Annotated in this window: 14 protein-coding genes; 9 read left to right on the forward strand and 5 right to left on the reverse strand. The window is 71.1% G+C overall.

The genetic code is table 11. The annotated features are described in order from the left end of the window. Window positions 1-76: 76 nt before the first annotated feature. Together radA and disA are read left to right on the forward strand one after the other, a co-directional pair. Window positions 77-1,501, forward strand: a complete 1,425-nt coding sequence (radA, locus tag LIV37_RS22890) for a DNA repair protein RadA (RefSeq protein ID WP_020869476.1) — start codon at window positions 77-79, stop codon at window positions 1,499-1,501. Between the two features lie 315 nt (window positions 1,502-1,816). Continuing rightward, the gene (gene disA, locus LIV37_RS22895; RefSeq protein WP_044581604.1) at window positions 1,817-2,875 is read left to right on the forward strand and encodes a DNA integrity scanning diadenylate cyclase DisA; all 1,059 of its coding nucleotides are present in this window, start codon (window positions 1,817-1,819) and stop codon (window positions 2,873-2,875) included. A gap of 51 nt (window positions 2,876-2,926) precedes the next feature. Here the strand turns inward: disA and LIV37_RS22900 are convergent, their stop codons facing one another. After that, the gene (locus tag LIV37_RS22900) at window positions 2,927-3,787 is read right to left on the reverse strand and encodes a hypothetical protein (RefSeq protein ID WP_121824612.1); all 861 of its coding nucleotides are present in this window, start codon (window positions 3,785-3,787) and stop codon (window positions 2,927-2,929) included. Window positions 3,788-4,079: 292 nt separating this feature from the next. On the opposite strand from LIV37_RS22900, the gene LIV37_RS22905 reads away from it, so the two are divergent. From LIV37_RS22905 to cseC, 5 genes are all read left to right on the forward strand, one after another. After that, the gene (locus tag LIV37_RS22905; RefSeq protein WP_020869479.1) at window positions 4,080-5,006 is read left to right on the forward strand and encodes an HhH-GPD family protein; all 927 of its coding nucleotides are present in this window, start codon (window positions 4,080-4,082) and stop codon (window positions 5,004-5,006) included. A gap of 234 nt (window positions 5,007-5,240) precedes the next feature. Then, window positions 5,241-5,852, forward strand: a complete 612-nt coding sequence (locus LIV37_RS22910; RefSeq protein WP_020869480.1) for a SigE family RNA polymerase sigma factor — start codon at window positions 5,241-5,243, stop codon at window positions 5,850-5,852. 26 nt (window positions 5,853-5,878) lie between these two features. Further along, a complete protein-coding gene (locus tag LIV37_RS22915; RefSeq protein ID WP_020869481.1) occupies window positions 5,879-6,574 on the forward strand; it encodes a hypothetical protein in 696 nt (231 codons plus the stop codon). 9 nt (window positions 6,575-6,583) lie between these two features. Then, window positions 6,584-7,291, forward strand: coding sequence for a two-component system response regulator CseB (gene cseB, locus LIV37_RS22920; RefSeq protein ID WP_020869482.1), 708 nt, complete (start codon window positions 6,584-6,586; stop codon window positions 7,289-7,291). Window positions 7,292-7,297: 6 nt separating this feature from the next. Continuing rightward, entirely contained in the window at window positions 7,298-8,617 is a 1,320-nt protein-coding gene (gene cseC, locus LIV37_RS22925) for a two-component system sensor histidine kinase CseC (protein WP_121824610.1), read from the forward strand. Window positions 8,618-8,639: 22 nt separating this feature from the next. Here the strand turns inward: cseC and LIV37_RS22930 are convergent, their stop codons facing one another. The 3 genes from LIV37_RS22930 to LIV37_RS22940 all read right to left on the reverse strand — a co-directional run bounded on the left by LIV37_RS22930 (window position 8,640) and on the right by LIV37_RS22940 (window position 11,422). After that, window positions 8,640-9,101 carry a VOC family protein gene (locus LIV37_RS22930; protein WP_020869484.1) on the reverse strand — a complete coding sequence of 154 codons (462 nt, stop codon included), beginning with the start codon at window positions 9,099-9,101 and terminating at the stop codon, window positions 8,640-8,642. Between the two features lie 77 nt (window positions 9,102-9,178). After that, window positions 9,179-9,715 (reverse strand): helix-turn-helix transcriptional regulator, encoded by a 537-nt coding sequence (locus LIV37_RS22935; RefSeq protein WP_020869485.1) that lies wholly within the window; start codon window positions 9,713-9,715, stop codon window positions 9,179-9,181. Between the two features lie 69 nt (window positions 9,716-9,784). Next, window positions 9,785-11,422, reverse strand: coding sequence for an MDR family MFS transporter (locus LIV37_RS22940; RefSeq protein ID WP_020869486.1), 1,638 nt, complete (start codon window positions 11,420-11,422; stop codon window positions 9,785-9,787). 160 nt (window positions 11,423-11,582) lie between these two features. On the opposite strand from LIV37_RS22940, the gene LIV37_RS22945 reads away from it, so the two are divergent. After that, window positions 11,583-12,161 (forward strand): TetR/AcrR family transcriptional regulator, encoded by a 579-nt coding sequence (locus LIV37_RS22945; RefSeq protein WP_020869487.1) that lies wholly within the window; start codon window positions 11,583-11,585, stop codon window positions 12,159-12,161. Between the two features lie 52 nt (window positions 12,162-12,213). On the opposite strand, the gene LIV37_RS22950 is transcribed toward LIV37_RS22945, so the two are convergent. Further along, a complete protein-coding gene (locus LIV37_RS22950; RefSeq protein ID WP_121824609.1) occupies window positions 12,214-12,840 on the reverse strand; it encodes a M23 family metallopeptidase in 627 nt (208 codons plus the stop codon). A 322-nt stretch (window positions 12,841-13,162) separates the two neighbouring features. Between LIV37_RS22950 and LIV37_RS22955 the strand changes: the two genes are divergently transcribed. Next, window positions 13,163-16,219, forward strand: a complete 3,057-nt coding sequence (locus LIV37_RS22955; protein WP_020869489.1) for an NACHT domain-containing protein — start codon at window positions 13,163-13,165, stop codon at window positions 16,217-16,219. The last annotated feature ends 7 nt before the right edge of the window (window positions 16,220-16,226 follow it).

Genomic DNA, 16,226 nt, shown 5'->3' on the forward strand with positions numbered 1-16,226 from the left:
CCCCCTCCGGTGGCCACAACCTGATATGCGCCCGGGGCGGTTCGGCTCTGTCGGTGGGCGGCGCTAGCGTTACGGCATGGCTGCCCGTAGCTCCTCCCGCTCATCCGCCAAGGACCGGCCCTCCTACCGCTGTACGGAGTGCGGCTGGACCACCGCCAAGTGGCTCGGCCGCTGCCCGGAGTGCCAGGCGTGGGGCACCGTCGAGGAGTACGGGGCGCCCGCGGTGCGCACCACCGCGCCCGGCCGGGTCACCTCGGCCGCCCTGCCCATCGGCCAGGTGGACGGCCGTCAGGCCACCGCGCGGGGCACGGGCGTGGACGAGCTGGACCGGGTGCTCGGCGGCGGGCTGGTCCCGGGCGCGGTCGTGCTGCTCGCCGGGGAGCCCGGGGTCGGCAAGTCCACGCTGCTGCTGGACGTGGCGGCCAAGGCCGCCTCCGAGGAGCACCGCACGCTCTACATCACCGGTGAGGAGTCGGCGAGTCAGGTGCGGCTGCGCGCCGACCGCATCGGCGCGCTGAGCGAGCATCTCTACCTCGCCGCCGAGACCGACCTCGCCACGGTCCTCGGCCATCTGGACTCGGTCAAGCCCTCGCTGCTCGTCCTGGACTCGGTGCAGACCGTCGCCTCGCCCGAGATCGACGGCGCGCCGGGCGGGATGGCGCAGGTGCGCGAGGTGGCCGGGGCGCTGATCCGCGTGTCCAAGGAGCGCGGGATGTCCACCCTGCTGGTGGGCCACGTCACCAAGGACGGTGCCATCGCCGGGCCCCGGCTGCTGGAGCATCTGGTCGATGTCGTGCTGCATTTCGAGGGCGACCGGCACGCCCGGCTGCGGCTGGTGCGCGGGGTGAAGAACCGCTACGGGGCGACGGACGAGGTCGGCTGCTTCGAGTTGCACGACGAGGGCATCACCGGGCTCGCCGACCCCTCCGGGCTGTTCCTCACCCGCCGCGACGAGCCGGTGCCGGGCACGTGTCTGACGGTCACCCTGGAGGGCCGCCGGCCGCTGGTGGCCGAGGTGCAGGCGCTCACCGTGGACTCCCAGATCCCCTCGCCGCGCCGCACCACCTCCGGTCTGGAGACCTCCCGGGTCTCGATGATGCTGGCCGTGCTGGAGCAGCGCGGCCGGATCAGCGCGCTCGGCAAGCGGGACATCTACAGCGCCACGGTGGGCGGCGTGAAGCTGTCCGAGCCCGCCGCGGACCTCGCCGTGGCGCTCGCGCTGGCCAGCGCCGCCAGTGACACCCCGCTGCCCAAGAACCTGGTGGCGATCGGCGAGGTCGGGCTCGCGGGCGAGGTCCGGCGGGTCACCGGGGTGCAGCGGCGGCTGTCGGAGGCGGCCCGGCTCGGCTTCACCCATGCCCTGGTGCCGGGCGACCCGGGCCGGATCCCGGACGGGATGCGGGTGCTGGAGGTCGCGGACATCGGGGACGCGCTGCGGGTGCTGCCGCGGCGCCGGGAGCGTGGCGAGAAGGCGCGGGTGGAGGCGGACGACCGGGGCTGACATGGTGGGCGTGGCGTCACCGTAGCGGTGGCGGAAGCGTGGCCGAGTGCCCTGGTGAGGGCGTACGGCAGGGGTCGGTGAGCCGGGTGGCGCGCGGCCCAGGGGGAGTCGCGCTCCGCTTCGCGCCTACGGGCGTACGCCGGGAGACCCCACGGGAGGCCGGTGGCCGCCGGTAGACTTTGCCCTGGTCTCGCCCATACGTGGCCTCGCGCACCGGCATGGCGGGGCGACTCGTGGCACCGACAGACCTTGCGACGGAGGAGTGCAGTGGCAGCAGGCGACCGGGCAACGGCACCCGGCAAGGCCGACGGTCTGATGCGTGCCTCCCTGAGCGCGGTCGCGCCCGGCACGGCGTTGCGCGACGGCCTCGAGCGCGTTCTCCGGGGAAACACCGGCGGGCTGATCGTGCTCGGCACCGACAAGACCGTCGAGTCGCTGTGCACCGGCGGCTTCGTCATCGACGTCGAGTTCACCGCGACCCGGCTGCGCGAGCTGTGCAAGCTGGACGGCGCGCTGGTGCTCGACAAGGACATCACCAAGATCGTGCGGGCCGGGGTGCAGCTGGTGCCGGACGCGGCGATCCCCACCGAGGAGACCGGCACCCGGCACCGGACCGCGCAGCGCGTCTCCATCCAGACCGGCTTCCCGGTGGTCTCGGTCAGCCAGTCGATGCGGCTGATCGCGCTGTATGTGGACGGCCAGCGGCGGGTCCTGGAGGACTCGGCGGCGATCCTCTCCCGCGCCAACCAGGCGCTGGCCACCCTGGAGCGGTACAAGCTCCGCCTCGACGAGGTGGCGGGCACCCTCTCGGCCCTGGAGATCGAGGACCTGGTCACCGTCCGCGATGTGAGCGCGGTCGCGCAGCGGCTGGAGATGGTCCGCCGCATCGCCACCGAGATCGCGGAGTACGTGGTCGAGCTGGGCACCGACGGCCGGCTGCTCTCCCTCCAGCTGGACGAGCTGATCGCGGGCGTGGAGCCCGAGCGCGAGCTGGTGGTGCGGGACTACGTGCCCGAGCCGACCGCCAAGCGCACCCGTACGGTGGCCGACGCGCTCGCCGAGCTGGACCGGCTGACCCACGCCGAGCTGCTCGAACTCCCCATCGTGGCCCGCGCCCTGGGGTACACCGGCTCGCCCGAGACCCTCGACTCCGCCGTCTCGCCGCGCGGCTTCCGGCTGCTGGCCAAGGTGCCGCGGCTGCCGGGCGCCATCATCGAGCGGCTGGTGGAGCACTTCGGGGGCCTGCAGAAGCTGTTGGCCGCGAGCGTGGACGATCTGCAGATGGTGGACGGCGTGGGCGAGGCCCGGGCGCGCTCGGTCCGCGAGGGTCTCTCGCGGCTGGCGGAGTCGTCCATCCTGGAGCGGTACGTCTGAGGGGCCTTGGCCCCGGCCCCTGGACCCCGGGTCCAGGGGCGGAGCCCCTGGTCAGTCCTTCTCGAGGACGAAGGACACCTTGGCCGTCCCGAGCCCGTCCACCTTCACCTCGACCAGATACGTGCCCGGCTTGGCCGACGCGCTGCCCGACGGGGTGGCGCAGTGTTCGGCGCTGCGCTTGCGGTCCCATTCCACGGTGCGCTTGGTCTGGCCGGAGCCCTCCACCTCGACCAGGGCGGCGGCGCTGCCCTCCGGGCAGTCGTCGGAGGCCCAGACGTGGGCGTTGTGGGCGTCGGTGATGGTCAGCGAGGCCGCGGCGCGCCCGAAGTCGACCTTGCAGGAGCTCGACTTGGTGTTCTTCACGACGATCTCGAAGTTGGGCTTCTCCCCCGGCGCCCAGGTGTTCTTGACCTTGGAGTCCTTGACGCTGCGCACCGTCAGCTCCACGTCGCCGGGGCGGCAGTCCCGCAGGCTCGACCCGGCGGGCAGGCCCTGCCCGGTCCCGGTGCCGATGCCACCGCCCGCACCGCCGCCCGAGGAGCCGCCCGCGCCGCCGGAGCCGCTGCCGCCGCCCGCGCCACCGCCGCTCGCGTCCGCGCCGCCGTCGTCGGAGCCGCCGCCGCTGCCGCCGCTGCCGCCGGAGCCCGAGCCGCCGCCGTCCGACTCGTCGCGCCCGCCCGGCCGTTCGCTGTTGACCGGCCCGGAGGAGGAGGGGCCCGGGGTGATCGTGCTCGCGGGTCCCCCGCCGCCCGACCCCTTGCCCTCGTCACTTCCGCCACCTCCCGAACCACCCCAGCCGAAGGCCCAGATGACCACGAGAACGATGGCGATGAACAGGGCCAGCGCAACGGCCCTCCGCCGCCAGTAAATGGAGGAGGGAAGCGGCCCGATCGGATTGCGCAGAGATCCCACGCGGAAACTCTACGAGAGATCGGGAGCACTACCGGCCAATAACCCCCGCTCCAGGCCCTACTTTTCTCATGATCCGACCGGATCCGGCACATGAGGGGCCCCACAGACGTCCACAAGGCGCCCTGAGGCCACCCCGGGGGCACCGGAAGACCGCACCCGGGCGCGGTAAGCGGCCATCCGTTCCCGTACGGGCGCCGTATCGCACGATTTGGCAACGACTGGTGCGCGGCTCGACCCGAACGCCCGCGCCCTGAGCCCCGCGAGCCGTCCCGTCATGTCAGGATCGGATGCGATGACTGCCATTTCCGCTTCCACCGTCCCGGCCGCCGCATCCTCCGACCCCGACGGAGCCGTTCTGCACCGGCCCGTCATCGACTGGTTCGACGCGCACGCGCGCGACCTGCCCTGGCGCCGCCCCGAGGCGGGCGCCTGGGGTGTGATGGTGAGCGAGTTCATGCTCCAGCAGACCCCGGTGAACCGGGTGCTGCCGGTGTACGAGCAGTGGCTCGCCCGCTGGCCGCGCCCGGCCGACCTGGCCGCGGAACCGCCCGGTGAGGCGGTCCGCGCCTGGGGCCGACTGGGCTATCCGCGCCGGGCGCTGCGGCTGCACGGCGCCGCGGCCGCCATAAGGGAGCGGCACGGCGGTGACGTACCGCGTGACCACGCCCAGTTGCTGGCGCTGCCGGGGGTGGGTGAGTACACGGCGGCGGCCGTGGCCTCGTTCGCGTACGGCCAGCGCCATCCGGTGCTGGACACCAATGTCCGCCGGGTGTTCGCGCGCGCGGTCAGCGGTGCGCAGTACCCGCCGAACGCCACCACCGCCGCCGAGCGCAAGCTGGCCCGCGCCCTGCTCCCCGAGGCGGAGCCGACCGCGGCGCGCTGGGCGGCCGCCACGATGGAGCTGGGCGCGCTGGTCTGCACGGCCCGCACCCCGGACTGCGCTCGCTGCCCGATCGCCGCGCTGTGTGCCTGGCGGCAGGCCGGTTCGCCGGAGCACGAGGGACCGCCGCGGCGCGGCCAGACCTACGCCGGTACGGACCGCCAGGTGCGGGGCAAGTTGCTCGCGGTGTTGCGGGAGGCCGTGACACCGGTGCCGCAGACGACGCTGGACGAGGTGTGGGACGAGCCGGTGCAGCGGGCCCGCGCGCTCGACGGGCTCGTCTCCGACGGACTGGTGGAGCCGCTCTCGGGAGGCCTCTACCGGCTGCCGCTGACCTGAGGACATCCCTCGTCACGGCCCTGTCTGTGACAGACCTGTGACACGCCCAGGACCCGGTTCTGACACTGAGTCGGGCCGGGTTCCGTTGTTACACAACCTATGGGTAGCTGTGCGTTTGCCGAGGCGTAGTTGCGCATCGCGCCGCAACAGCGCCTCCGTAGCGTCCTTCCCGTGCCGAGCGAGAAGCCGGACACGTCAACGGCGGGGAAGACAGCGGGATGGAGGCTGCACATCATGAGCAGCAGCAATGTTCTGGACTTTGAGGAGTACGTGCGGAATCGGCAGGACGCGCTGCTGCGCAGCGCCCGTCGGCTGATCCCCGACCCGATCGAGGCACAGGATCTGCTCCAGACCGCCTTGGTGCGAACCTACGGGCGCTGGGACGGCATAGCCGACAAATCGCTCGCGGACGCCTATCTCCGACGCGTGATGATCAACACCCGTACCGAGTGGTGGCGCGCCCGCAAGCTGGACGAGGTGCCCACCGAGCAGCTTCCGGAGGCGAGCGTCGACGACGGCACCGAGCAGCACGCCGACCGCGCCCTGCTGATGGACATCCTTTCGGTGCTCGCTCCCAAGCAGCGCAGTGTCGTGGTGCTGCGACACTGGGAGCAGATGACGACCGAAGAGACCGCGGAGGCGCTCGGAATGTCGACCGGAACGGTCAAGAGCACGCTGCACCGGGCGCTGGCCCGGCTGCGGCAGGAGCTGGAGAGCCGCGATCTGGACGCCCGTGCGCTCGGCCGTCGGGACGGGGACACCAAGCCGGCCACCAACGTCCGGCAGCACACGGGTCGGGTCCGGCGCGCCCGCCAGGAGCAGGGGCAGGAACGGTGCGCGGCCTGACCAGGGCCTCTCCCAGCAGGACAGTCATGCTCACCGGCGGCGCGGTCGTGGGCCTCGCGGCCGCCGGCGGCTGGATGCTGGCCGGATGCGGTGACGCGAGCCAGGGGGTGCGCAAGGAGGGCCCGGCGAGCACCGAGTGGGCCTCGGCCGCCGCGGACTCCGGCGCGTACGCGGGGGGCCGTGGATCGAGCCGGCCGTCACCGGCTGCCGGGAAGAAGCTCGACGTGATCAAGCTGGTCAAGGCGGATCCGCGCGTCAGCGACGACCTGAAGACCAGCCTCAAGCCCTGCCCCACGGCCAAGGAGCGCGAGTCGAAGCAGGAGATCAAGGGCTATCCGGTGGACGTGACGTCCGGCCGGCTGACCGGCTCCGCCGATTCCGACCTGGTCATCAACGTCATGAGCTGCACCGACGGCTTCGGCATCGGCTCGTATGTGTACCGCAAGGTGGGCGACCGGTACGAGAACGTCTTCAGCGACGAGCAGCCGCCCGTCTACGCCGACGCCGCCAGGGACGAGCTGCGGGTGACGAAGCTCTCCTACACCTCCGGGGACTCGGTCTGTTGCCCTTCGAGCGAGACCGTGATCACCTACGGCTGGTCCGAGGGGGACCGCTCGTTCACGGTGCGGTCCCGCGAGCGCACCGACTACAGCAAGAATGTGCCCAAGGAAGAGGCGACCCCGGTGCCGACCGCGCGCGCCGACGACGGAACGGAAGGCTGAAGCGAGGCTGTGGCCGAGACCCATGTGCTCTTCGTCGAGGACGACGATGTCATCCGTGAAGCCACGCAGCTCGCCCTGGAGCGCGACGGCTTTCTCGTGACGGCCGCGCCCGACGGGCTGACCGGCCTCGAGCGCTTCCGGGCCGACCGCCCCGATATCGCGCTGCTCGATGTGATGGTTCCGGGCCTGGACGGGGTCAGCCTGTGCCGCCGGATCCGCGACGAGTCCACCGTTCCCGTGATCATGCTCTCCGCGCGCGCCGACTCCATCGATGTGGTGCTCGGCCTCGAAGCCGGCGCCGACGACTATGTGACCAAGCCCTTCGACGGCGCGGTGCTGGTGGCCCGCATCCGGGCCGTACTGCGCCGCTTCGGCCATGCCAGCGGCCCCGGCGGGCGAGGTGCGGAGCCCGTCCCCGAGGAGCCCGACGGCGGGGTGCTGCGCTTCGGCGATCTGGAGGTCGACCCCGAGGGCATGGAGGTCCGCAAGGACGGCCATCAGGTGGCGCTCACCCCGACCGAGATGCGGCTGCTGCTGGAGTTCTCGGCCGCGCCCGGCACCGTGCTCTCCCGCGACCGGCTGCTGGAGCGGGTCTGGGAGTACGGCTGGGGCGGGGACACCCGGGTCGTGGACGTCCATGTGCAGCGGCTGCGCGGCAAGATAGGCCAGGACCGCATCGAGACGGTCCGCGGCTTCGGCTACAAGCTCAAGGGCTGAGCGGCGTTGCGGCGGTTGGCACTGCGCACCGGCCTGCGGTGGAAGGTCAGCCTCGCCATCGCGGCCGTGAGCACGCTGGTGGCGGTGGTGCTGAGCCTCGTCGTCCACAACGCGGCCCGTGTGTCGATGCTCGACAACAGCCGCACCGTGATGGACGAGCGGGTGAAGGTCGCCCAGCGGTGGTACGAGCAGTCCCGGGTGCTGGGGTTCGGCGCCAAGCTGGACGACCCCCATCTGCCCGAGCAGCTGAAGAAGGAGGCGTGGCGCGGCCAGCGCGCCACCTATCTGGAGGACTCCGGCACCGGCACCCCCGAGGTGTGGGCCTCGGTGCCGCTGCGGAACGGCAAGGTGCTGTCCGTCCACACCAAGTTCCAGGACCGGTTCGCGGTCCTCAACGACCTGGACCGGGTGCTGATCATCGGCTCGGTGGCGGTGGTGCTGGGCGGTATCGCGCTCGGTGTGCTCATCGGCGACCAGCTGTCCCGGCGGCTGCGCAAGGCGGCCACCGCCGCCCGCAAACTGGCCGAGGGCGACTCCGAGGTGCGGGTGCGCGAGTCGATCGGCGGCCGGGTGCGCGACGAGACCGACGATCTGGCGCGTGCGGTCGACGGCATGGCCGAGGCGCTGCAGCAGCGGCTGGAGGCGGAGCGCCGGGTCACCGCCGATATCGCCCACGAGCTGCGCACCCCGGTCACCGGGCTGCTCACGGCCGCCGAACTGCTGCCGCCGGGCCGCCCCACCGAACTGGTGCGGGACCGGGCGCAGGCGATGCGCACCCTGGTCGAGGACGTCCTGGAGGTGGCGCGGCTGGACGGCTTCGCGGAGCGCGCGGAGCTCCAGGAGATAGCCCTGGCCGAGTTCATCACCCGCCGGGTCCGGGCGGTGGACCCCGACGCGGCGGTCAACGTGGTGCGCGACGCCCATGTCTCCACCGACCCCCGGCGGCTGGAGCGGATCATGGGCAATCTGCTGGCCAACGCCGCCCGGCACGGCAAACCGCCCTTCGAGGTCACCGTCGAAGGGCGGATACTGCGCGTCCGCGACCACGGCCCCGGTTTCCCGGAGGAGCTGCTGAAGGACGGGCCGAGCCGGTTCCGCACCGGCAGCAAGGACCGCGCGGGCACCGGGCACGGCCTGGGGCTGACCATAGCCGCGGGCCAGGCGCGGGTGCTGGGCGCCCGGCTGACGTTCCGCAACGCCGATCCGCTGATGGACAGCGGCGACGAGGCGGACGGGGAGTGCCCAGGCGCGGTCGCCGTGCTCTGGCTGCCGGAGTCCGCGCCCACCAACACCGGCAGCTTCCCGATCATCGAGGTGCCGGACTGAGCCGGCCCGGGGTACCCGGCGCTCAGCTCGAGGTGCAGCCGTCCCAGGGCTTGCTGAAGTCCATCTCCGCGCGGGGCTGGGTGAACGAGAACCAGTTGCCGGAGTCGTCGCGGAAGAGCGCCTCGGTGCCGTACGGACGCTCCTGGGGCTCCTGGACGAACTCCACGCCCCTCGCCTTGAGCGCCTCGTAGTCCCCGTGGATGTCGTCCGTGGTGAACACCCCGGCGCCGAGCACCCCCTTGGCGACCAGCGTCCGGAGGGCCTCGGCGGACTCCGGGTCGAGCCCCGGGGAGCTGGGCACCATCAGGGTCAGCTGCACATCCGGCTGGTCCTTGGCGCCGACCGTCAGCCAGCGCATACCGCCGCCGCCCTCGCCGATGCTCATGTCGGTGCGGACCTCGAAGCCCAGCTTCTCGGTGTAGAACTCCTTGGCCCGGTCCTGGTCGAGGACCCAGACGGTGACGATGGACATCCCCTTGATCATTGCTGCCTCCGGCGCTATCGGGGTGGGCGTGGGCCGCGCGCGTCGTCGCGACGTGGCCACGGTAGGCAGCGGCGGATTCATTCCGCTTCTTGAGAATTGCGGTCCTCGGAGCCGGGGGCGCGGGCGTCGGAGCCGGGGGTGCGGGAGCCGGGGGCGCAGGCGTCGGAACCGGGGGCGCGGGCGTCGGGGCCAGGGGCGCGGGCGTCGCGCCCGCCGTACCACAGCATCGCGTAACACCCCGGGATGACCGCCGCGGCCCGGCCGACGTACAGGTCCCGGTAGCCGCTGGGGGTGAGCCCGGTCTGCCTCTTGAAGCTCGTGGAGAAGGTGCCGAGGCTGCTGAAGCCGACGAGCGAGCAGATCTCGGTGACCGAGAGATTGGCCGAGCGCAGCAGCTCCTCGGCCCGCTCGATGCGGCGCCGGGTCAGATACTGCCCGGGGGTGGATCCGTAGGCACCCTTGAAGGCGCGGATGAAGTGGTAGCGCGAATAGCCGGCGTGCGCGGCGACCGCGTCCAGGTCGAGCGGCTCGGCCCAGTCGCGGTCCATCACGTCCTTCGCGAGGCGCAGCCGGCGCAGGTGCGCCAGCCGCGCCTCGTCCGGCGAGGTCACCATGGGTCCGATGCTGCCATGCCCCGCTGACAGCGGCCCCCTGATGGCGACCCCGCCCACCCGGACCGTTGGTCAGACGGTCTCGGCGATCGGTGCCGTCTCGGCCGCGGTCTCGTCACTACTGTCGGCCGGCTTGGCGGCGGCCCCGCGCAGCGGGACCTCCTTGACGAACCAGGCGGCGACGGCGCCGACGATGCTGATCAGCGCGCCCCACAGGAACACCTGGTGGGCACCGCTGGCCACCGCGTGGGTGTACGCGTCCCGGATGGGCGGCGGCAGCAGCTTGAGGCTGGCCGGGTCGAGCTGGGCACTCCCGGAGGTGATGGCCGCTGCCTTGCCCCCGCCCCGCTCGGTCATGGTGTCCCGCACCTGGTTGGTGAACAGGGCGCCGAGGATGGCGACGCCGAAGGAGCCGCCCAGGGTGCGGAAGAGGGTGGCGGAGGAGCTGCCCACGCCCATGTCCTTCATCTCGACGCTGTTCTGCGCCACCAGCATGGTCGTCTGCATCAGGCAGCCCATGCCCATGCCGAGCACCGCCATGAAGAGACCGGAGGTGAAGCGGGTGGTCTCGGTGTCCATCGTGGACAGCAGGAACATCCCGACGGTGATCAGGAGACCGCCGACGATCGGGAAGATCTTGTACTTGCCGGTCGCGGTGGTGACCCGGCCCGCGACCAGCGAGACGACCAGCATGCCCAGCAGCATCGGGAGCAGCAGCAGCCCGGAGTTGGTGGCCGTGGCGCCCTGGACGGTCTGCTGGTAGAGCGGCAGGAAGGTGGTCGAGCCGAACATCACGAAACCGGTGAGGAAACCGATCGCGGTGACCAGCGAGAAGTTGGAGTTCCGGAAGATGTGCAGCGGCAGTACGGGCTCGGCGACCCGCGTCTGCACGTACAGGAACGCGATGAGCGAGAGGACACCGACCGCCCCGAGCCCGATGATCTGGCCCGACCCCCAGGCGTACTCGTTGCCGCCCCAGGTGGTGATCAGCACGAGCGCGGTGATGCCCACGGTCAGCAGGGCCGCGCCGGTGTAGTCGATCCGTCCCTCGGACCGCTTCTTCGGCAGGTGGAGCACCGCGGTGATCGCCGCGAGGGCGATGGCACCGAGCGGGAGGTTGATGTAGAAGATCCAGCGCCAGCCGAGGTGGTCGGTCAGGGTGCCGCCGACCAGCGGGCCACCGATCATGGCCACGGCCATCACACCGGCCATGATGCCCTGGTAGCGACCGCGCTCACGGGGCGGCACCAGGTCACCGATGATCGCCATCACGCCGACCATCAGACCGCCCGCGCCCAGGCCCTGGATGGCCCGGAAGCCGATCAGCTCACCCATGCTCTGCGCCATACCGGACAGCGCCGAGCCAGCGAGGAAGATCACGATGGAGGTGAGGAAGACGCTCTTACGGCCGTACATGTCGCCGAGCTTGCCCCAGATGGGGGTCGAGGCGGCGGTGGCCAGGGTGTACGCGGTCACTACCCAGGAGAGGTGATCGAGGCCACCGAGCTCGCCGACGATGGTCGGCATCGCGGTGCCCACGATCATGTTGTCGAGCATCGCGAGCAGCATCGCGATCATCAGCGCGAATATCACCACGCTGGTGCTGCGCTGCTTGGGCTCGGCCTTGGCCGGGGGCCGCTGGGCCTCCCGGGCGGCCTGAGCCGGTGCCGAAGCGGATGACGCTTCGTCGTCTGATTGTTTGCGGACCATGTTCTCCGTCTCCCCCCTGGATGATGAGAGCCCTGACGCACACTTACTTGCCGCCCGGCTAGTTCAGTACAGTAGAGAAGGTAAGGCGCCAACTAGCCGGGCGTCAAGTAAGTTACGTTCGGCCTGCCGACGGCAGCCACACCACCATCAGGAGAGCACCATGGGCAGCACACCGCGGCGAGGCGACACCCGTCAGCGCATCCAGGACGTCGCCCTGGAACTCTTCGCCGAACACGGCTACGAGAAGACGTCGCTGCGCGAGATCGCCGAGCAGCTCGAGGTCACCAAGGCGGCCCTCTACTACCACTTCAAAACCAAGGAGGACATCGTCCACAGCCTGTTCCAGGACCTGGGACGGCCGATGGACGAGCTGATCGCCTGGGGCGAGCAGCAGCCGCGCACCCTGGAGACCAAGCAGGAACTGCTGCGCCGCTACAGCGCGGCCATGGACATCGGCGAGCCGCTGATGCGCTTCGTGCAGGAGAACCAGGCGACGATGCGCGACCTGAGCATCGGCCAGATCTTCAAGAGCCGGATGCTCGCGATGTCCGCCCTGGTCCGGGACCCCGAGGCGCCCCTGGTCGACCAGGTCCGGAGCGTCACCGCGCTGTTCAGCATGCATGCGCGGATGTTCGCGCTGCAGACGGTCGAGGGCGACCCCGAGGACAAGCGGAAGGCTGTCCTGGAAGTCGCCCTCGATCTGATGAAGCAGGCGCATACGCCATCGACCCACGGATGACGCATGTGGTCAGGCGTGAGCGTCAGACCCTGACGCCTCAGACCTTGACGCCTCAGACCTTGACGCCGTGGTCGCGGAGGAACTTGAGCGGCTCGACGGCGGAGCCGTAGTTCGGCGTCGTACGGATCTCGAAGTGCAGGTGGGGGCCGGTCGAGTTGCCGGTGCTGCCGGACAGGCCGATCTGCTGGCCGGTGCTCACGGACTGCCCGATCCGGACGTCGATCCGGGACAGATGGGCGTACTGCGAGTACGTCGCGTTGTCGTGCTTGATCACGATCGCGTTGCCGTACGCGGGGCCGTCACCGGCGCCGTTCGGGCCCGCCTTGACGACCACACCGCCGTGCGCCGCGTGCACCGGGGTGCCGGTCGGCACGACGAAGTCCTGACCGCTGTGGTTGTGCGACCAGAGGTTGCCCGCCAGGCCGAAGGCGGCGCCTATCGAGAACTTGTCGACCGGGGTCTCCCAGGCGTTCGCCGCCTTCGCGGGGGCCTTCGGGGCAGGCGCCTTCGCGGCGGCCTGACTGACGGACGGGGCGGCGGCGGCAGTGCCCGTCCCCACGGCGAACGCCGTGCCGGCGCCGAGCGCGAGCGAGGCCCCCAGACCCATGGCGACCACGGCGGCGCGCCCCCTGGACACGGACGTAAGCGAGAATCGGCGGTTTGTGGCGCGCGGGGCCATGGGAAGTACCTCCAGAAGCGTCTTCGGAACGCCCCTTGTTATCCCGTTCTCGTTAATAGGCCAAGGTGTTCTTCTACTAAGTGGGTACGTAGCGAATTACTTATGAGGAGCCGTATCCCACGCGGAATTCCCAGAAACTCCTGTCACACCTCTGACCTGCGAGATCCCCTATTTTCCGTAGTAGACCCCGGACGGCCTGTGCGGGATGTCACCTTCGCAGGGACTTTCGGATGTCCGGTTCGGGACCAAGGGCCTTACCCCGCTGTACGCTGTCGGCGGCCCTCCGCGGCCGGGGGGACACGACTACCGGGGGGAATGGGACGTGGATCCCGCAACCATCGGCGCTCGGCTCGCGTCGAGCGTCGTCACACCGCTCATCAAGAGGCTGTTCGTCAAGGAGGGGCCGGGCGCCGGGCTGGTGAACCAGCCGGTCCGCATTTCCTCCCTCATCTCGTTCCGGGGCGAGAAGCGCACCCTCACCGAGAAAGACCTCACCAAGCTGGCCGCCGAACTGGTCGCACAGGCCACCCGGCACGCCGGCCCCGGCGAGCGGCCCTGCCCCGCCGACGAGGACGAGCTCGTCGCCGAGAAGCTGGCCACCACGCTGTACGCGCTCGGCGACCTCGACATGAACGACGTCCAGGCGGTGCAGCTCGGCCACCGCGGACTGGCCCATGAGCTGACCCACGCCACCCGTACGCGGGGACGGGACACGCTGCACCTCAGCCAGGGCGGCGAGGCGCTCCACGAGCGTCTGCTGGACACCGCCTGCCTGCACATCCTGCACTTCTTCACCCAGCGTTCGACCTTCGTCGCCCGCTCCCTCGTCGAGCAGAGCGGCCAGCTCAGCGACCTCATCACCAAGATCGACATCCTGATCGAGCGCATCCCGTCGCAATCCGCGCAGGACGCGGGGTTCGAGCGGCGGTACGCCGAGTACATGATCGGCAAGCACTCCACGCTGACGATCGTCGGGATCGACCTGAGCCTCGCGGAGGCCACGTGGCCGCTGGACGCGGCGTATCTCAGCCTGGAGGCGGTGCCGTCCGATGAGCAGCGTCCGCTGAGCGCGTTCGGGCCGCTCGGCGACGAGGCCCCCGCCGAGCCACAGCACACCGCACTCCCCGCCGTCCTCCCCGCCGACCGGGCGCTCTCCGGCCATCAGCGGGTGCTACTGCGCGGAATCGCGGGCTCCGGCAAGACCACGCTCGTGCAGTGGCTCGCCGTCTGCACCGCGCGGCAGGAATCGCTGCGCGGACTGGAGCAGCTGATCGGCCGCGTCCCGTTCGTCCTCCCCCTGCGCACGATCGCCCGTCAGGAGTCCCTGCCCTCCCCGGCCTCCTTCCTCGCCTCCGTCCACAACCCCCTGGACGGCGCCCAGCCACCCGGCTGGGCCGACCGCGTCCTGACCGCCGGGCGCGGGCTGCTGCTGATCGACGGCATCGACGAGATCCCCGAGCGCGACCGCGAGCGCACCCGCGCCTGGCTGGCCGACCTCCTCATCGCCTACCCGGACAATCTGTGGCTGGTCACCTCCCGCCCCTCGGCCGTCGCCGAGGACTGGCTGGGGGCGCAGGACTTCGCCGAGTTCACGCTGTCCCCGATGAGCCGCGAGGACATGGCGGCGTTCATCGAACGCTGGCACGAGGCGGCGCGCCAGACCTGCCGTACGGAGGAGGAGCGGACGACGCTGAACGCGTACGAGTCGGCCCTGCACACCGCCGTCCGCACCAAGCAGGATCTGAGCCGGCTCGCCACCAACCCCCTGATGTGCGGCCTGATCTGCGCCCTGCACCGCGCCCGCCGCGGCTATCTGCCGCCGGGCCGCAAGGCGCTGTACGACGCGGCGCTGTCGATGCTGCTGACGCGGCGCGACACCGAGCGCCACATCTACGCGCCGGGCGACGTCCAGCTGGACGAGGAGCCGCAGATCCAGCTCCTCCAGCGGCTCGCCTACTACCTGATCCGCAACGGCGAGGCCGAGCTGGACCGCGACCGCGCGGAACACCTCATCGAGGAGGCCCTCCCCTCCGTCCCCGCCGCCCGGGACCTGGGCGACGCGCCCGCCATCCTGCGCCATCTGCTGCTGCGCAGCGGGCTGTTGCGCGAGCCGTCGGTCAGCGCGGTGGACTTCGTCCACCGAACCTTCCAGGACTACCTGGGCGCGAAGGCGGCGGTGGAGGCATGGGACGTCGGCCTGCTGATCCGCAACGCGCATGACGCGCAGTGGGAGGACGTCATCCGCATGGCGGTGGCCCATGGGCGGCCCCGCGAGCGGGCGGAGCTGCTGCGCAAGCTGCTGGAGGTGGCACGGCACGAGAACAGCGCCGAGTCGGCACTTCGGCTGTTCCTGCTCGCCATGGCCTGCCTGGAACACGCGCCCGATCTGGACCCGGCGATACGGGACGAGGTCACGCGGAACGCGATGGAGTTCGTCCCGCCCATGACCATCCCCCGAGCCCGGGAGCTGGCCACGGTGGGCCCCCTGGTGCTGGGGCTCCTTCCGGGGCCGGAGGGGCTGACGGACGAGGTGGCGGAATGCTGCGTGGTGACGGCCTCACGCATACCGGTGGACGCGGCGATCCCCTATCTGGCGAGGTTCGCCGACCACCCGGCGGTCGGGGTACGCGCGCAACTGGCGTCGAGCTGGGGGCGGTACGACACCGAGCGGTACTTCCACGAGGTGATCCTCCGCCTGGACCGGGACGACCTGTACTTCGTGGCCGAGACCATGGAGCATCTGCGGCTGCTCCTGGACACGGGTCCGCGTCCGTGGCTGATCCTGCGCGGGGATTTCACGGCGGACGAGATCAGGGACAGCCTCGACGGGGAAGAGGTGACCCGACTGCGGCTGAACGGAAATGAGGTGATGAGCGACCTCGGCACCGCGCTCGGCCACCTGACGAACCTCGAAACGCTCTATCTGACCGGCTGCTTCGCGGCCCGCGACCTCTCCCCCCTGGGCGAACTCCCCCTCCACACCCTGGTCTACGAACCGCCGGGCCCGGCGGGCCGGACCTTCTTCCCCAAGGGCCTGGGCGAACTGACGGCCCTGGACCGGCTGAAGATCGTCATCGACCAGACGGGTGTCCACCCCCGCCACTTCCCGCCCCGCATCACCTGGCTGGATCTGAGTGCCCGGGCCGAAAGCCTGGACGCCACCTGGCTGGCCATGGCGTTCCCCCGACTCCGCCACCTGAACGTCGCGCTCCTCCATGGCGCCGACAGCCCCCTCGACCTGTCCCCGCTCGCCGCCCTCCCCGACCTGGAGACGGTCACGATCAACGTGGAGGTCAGCGGTGCCGCAGCATTGCCCGGCGTCACGGTGACGGCTTCTTCCGCCTTCGCTCGGCCTTCAGCAGGCGCTGGTAGTCCGTGAGCACGCG

Source organism: Streptomyces rapamycinicus NRRL 5491, assembly GCF_024298965.1.
GTDB classification, from domain to species: Bacteria; Actinomycetota; Actinomycetes; order Streptomycetales; family Streptomycetaceae; genus Streptomyces; species Streptomyces rapamycinicus.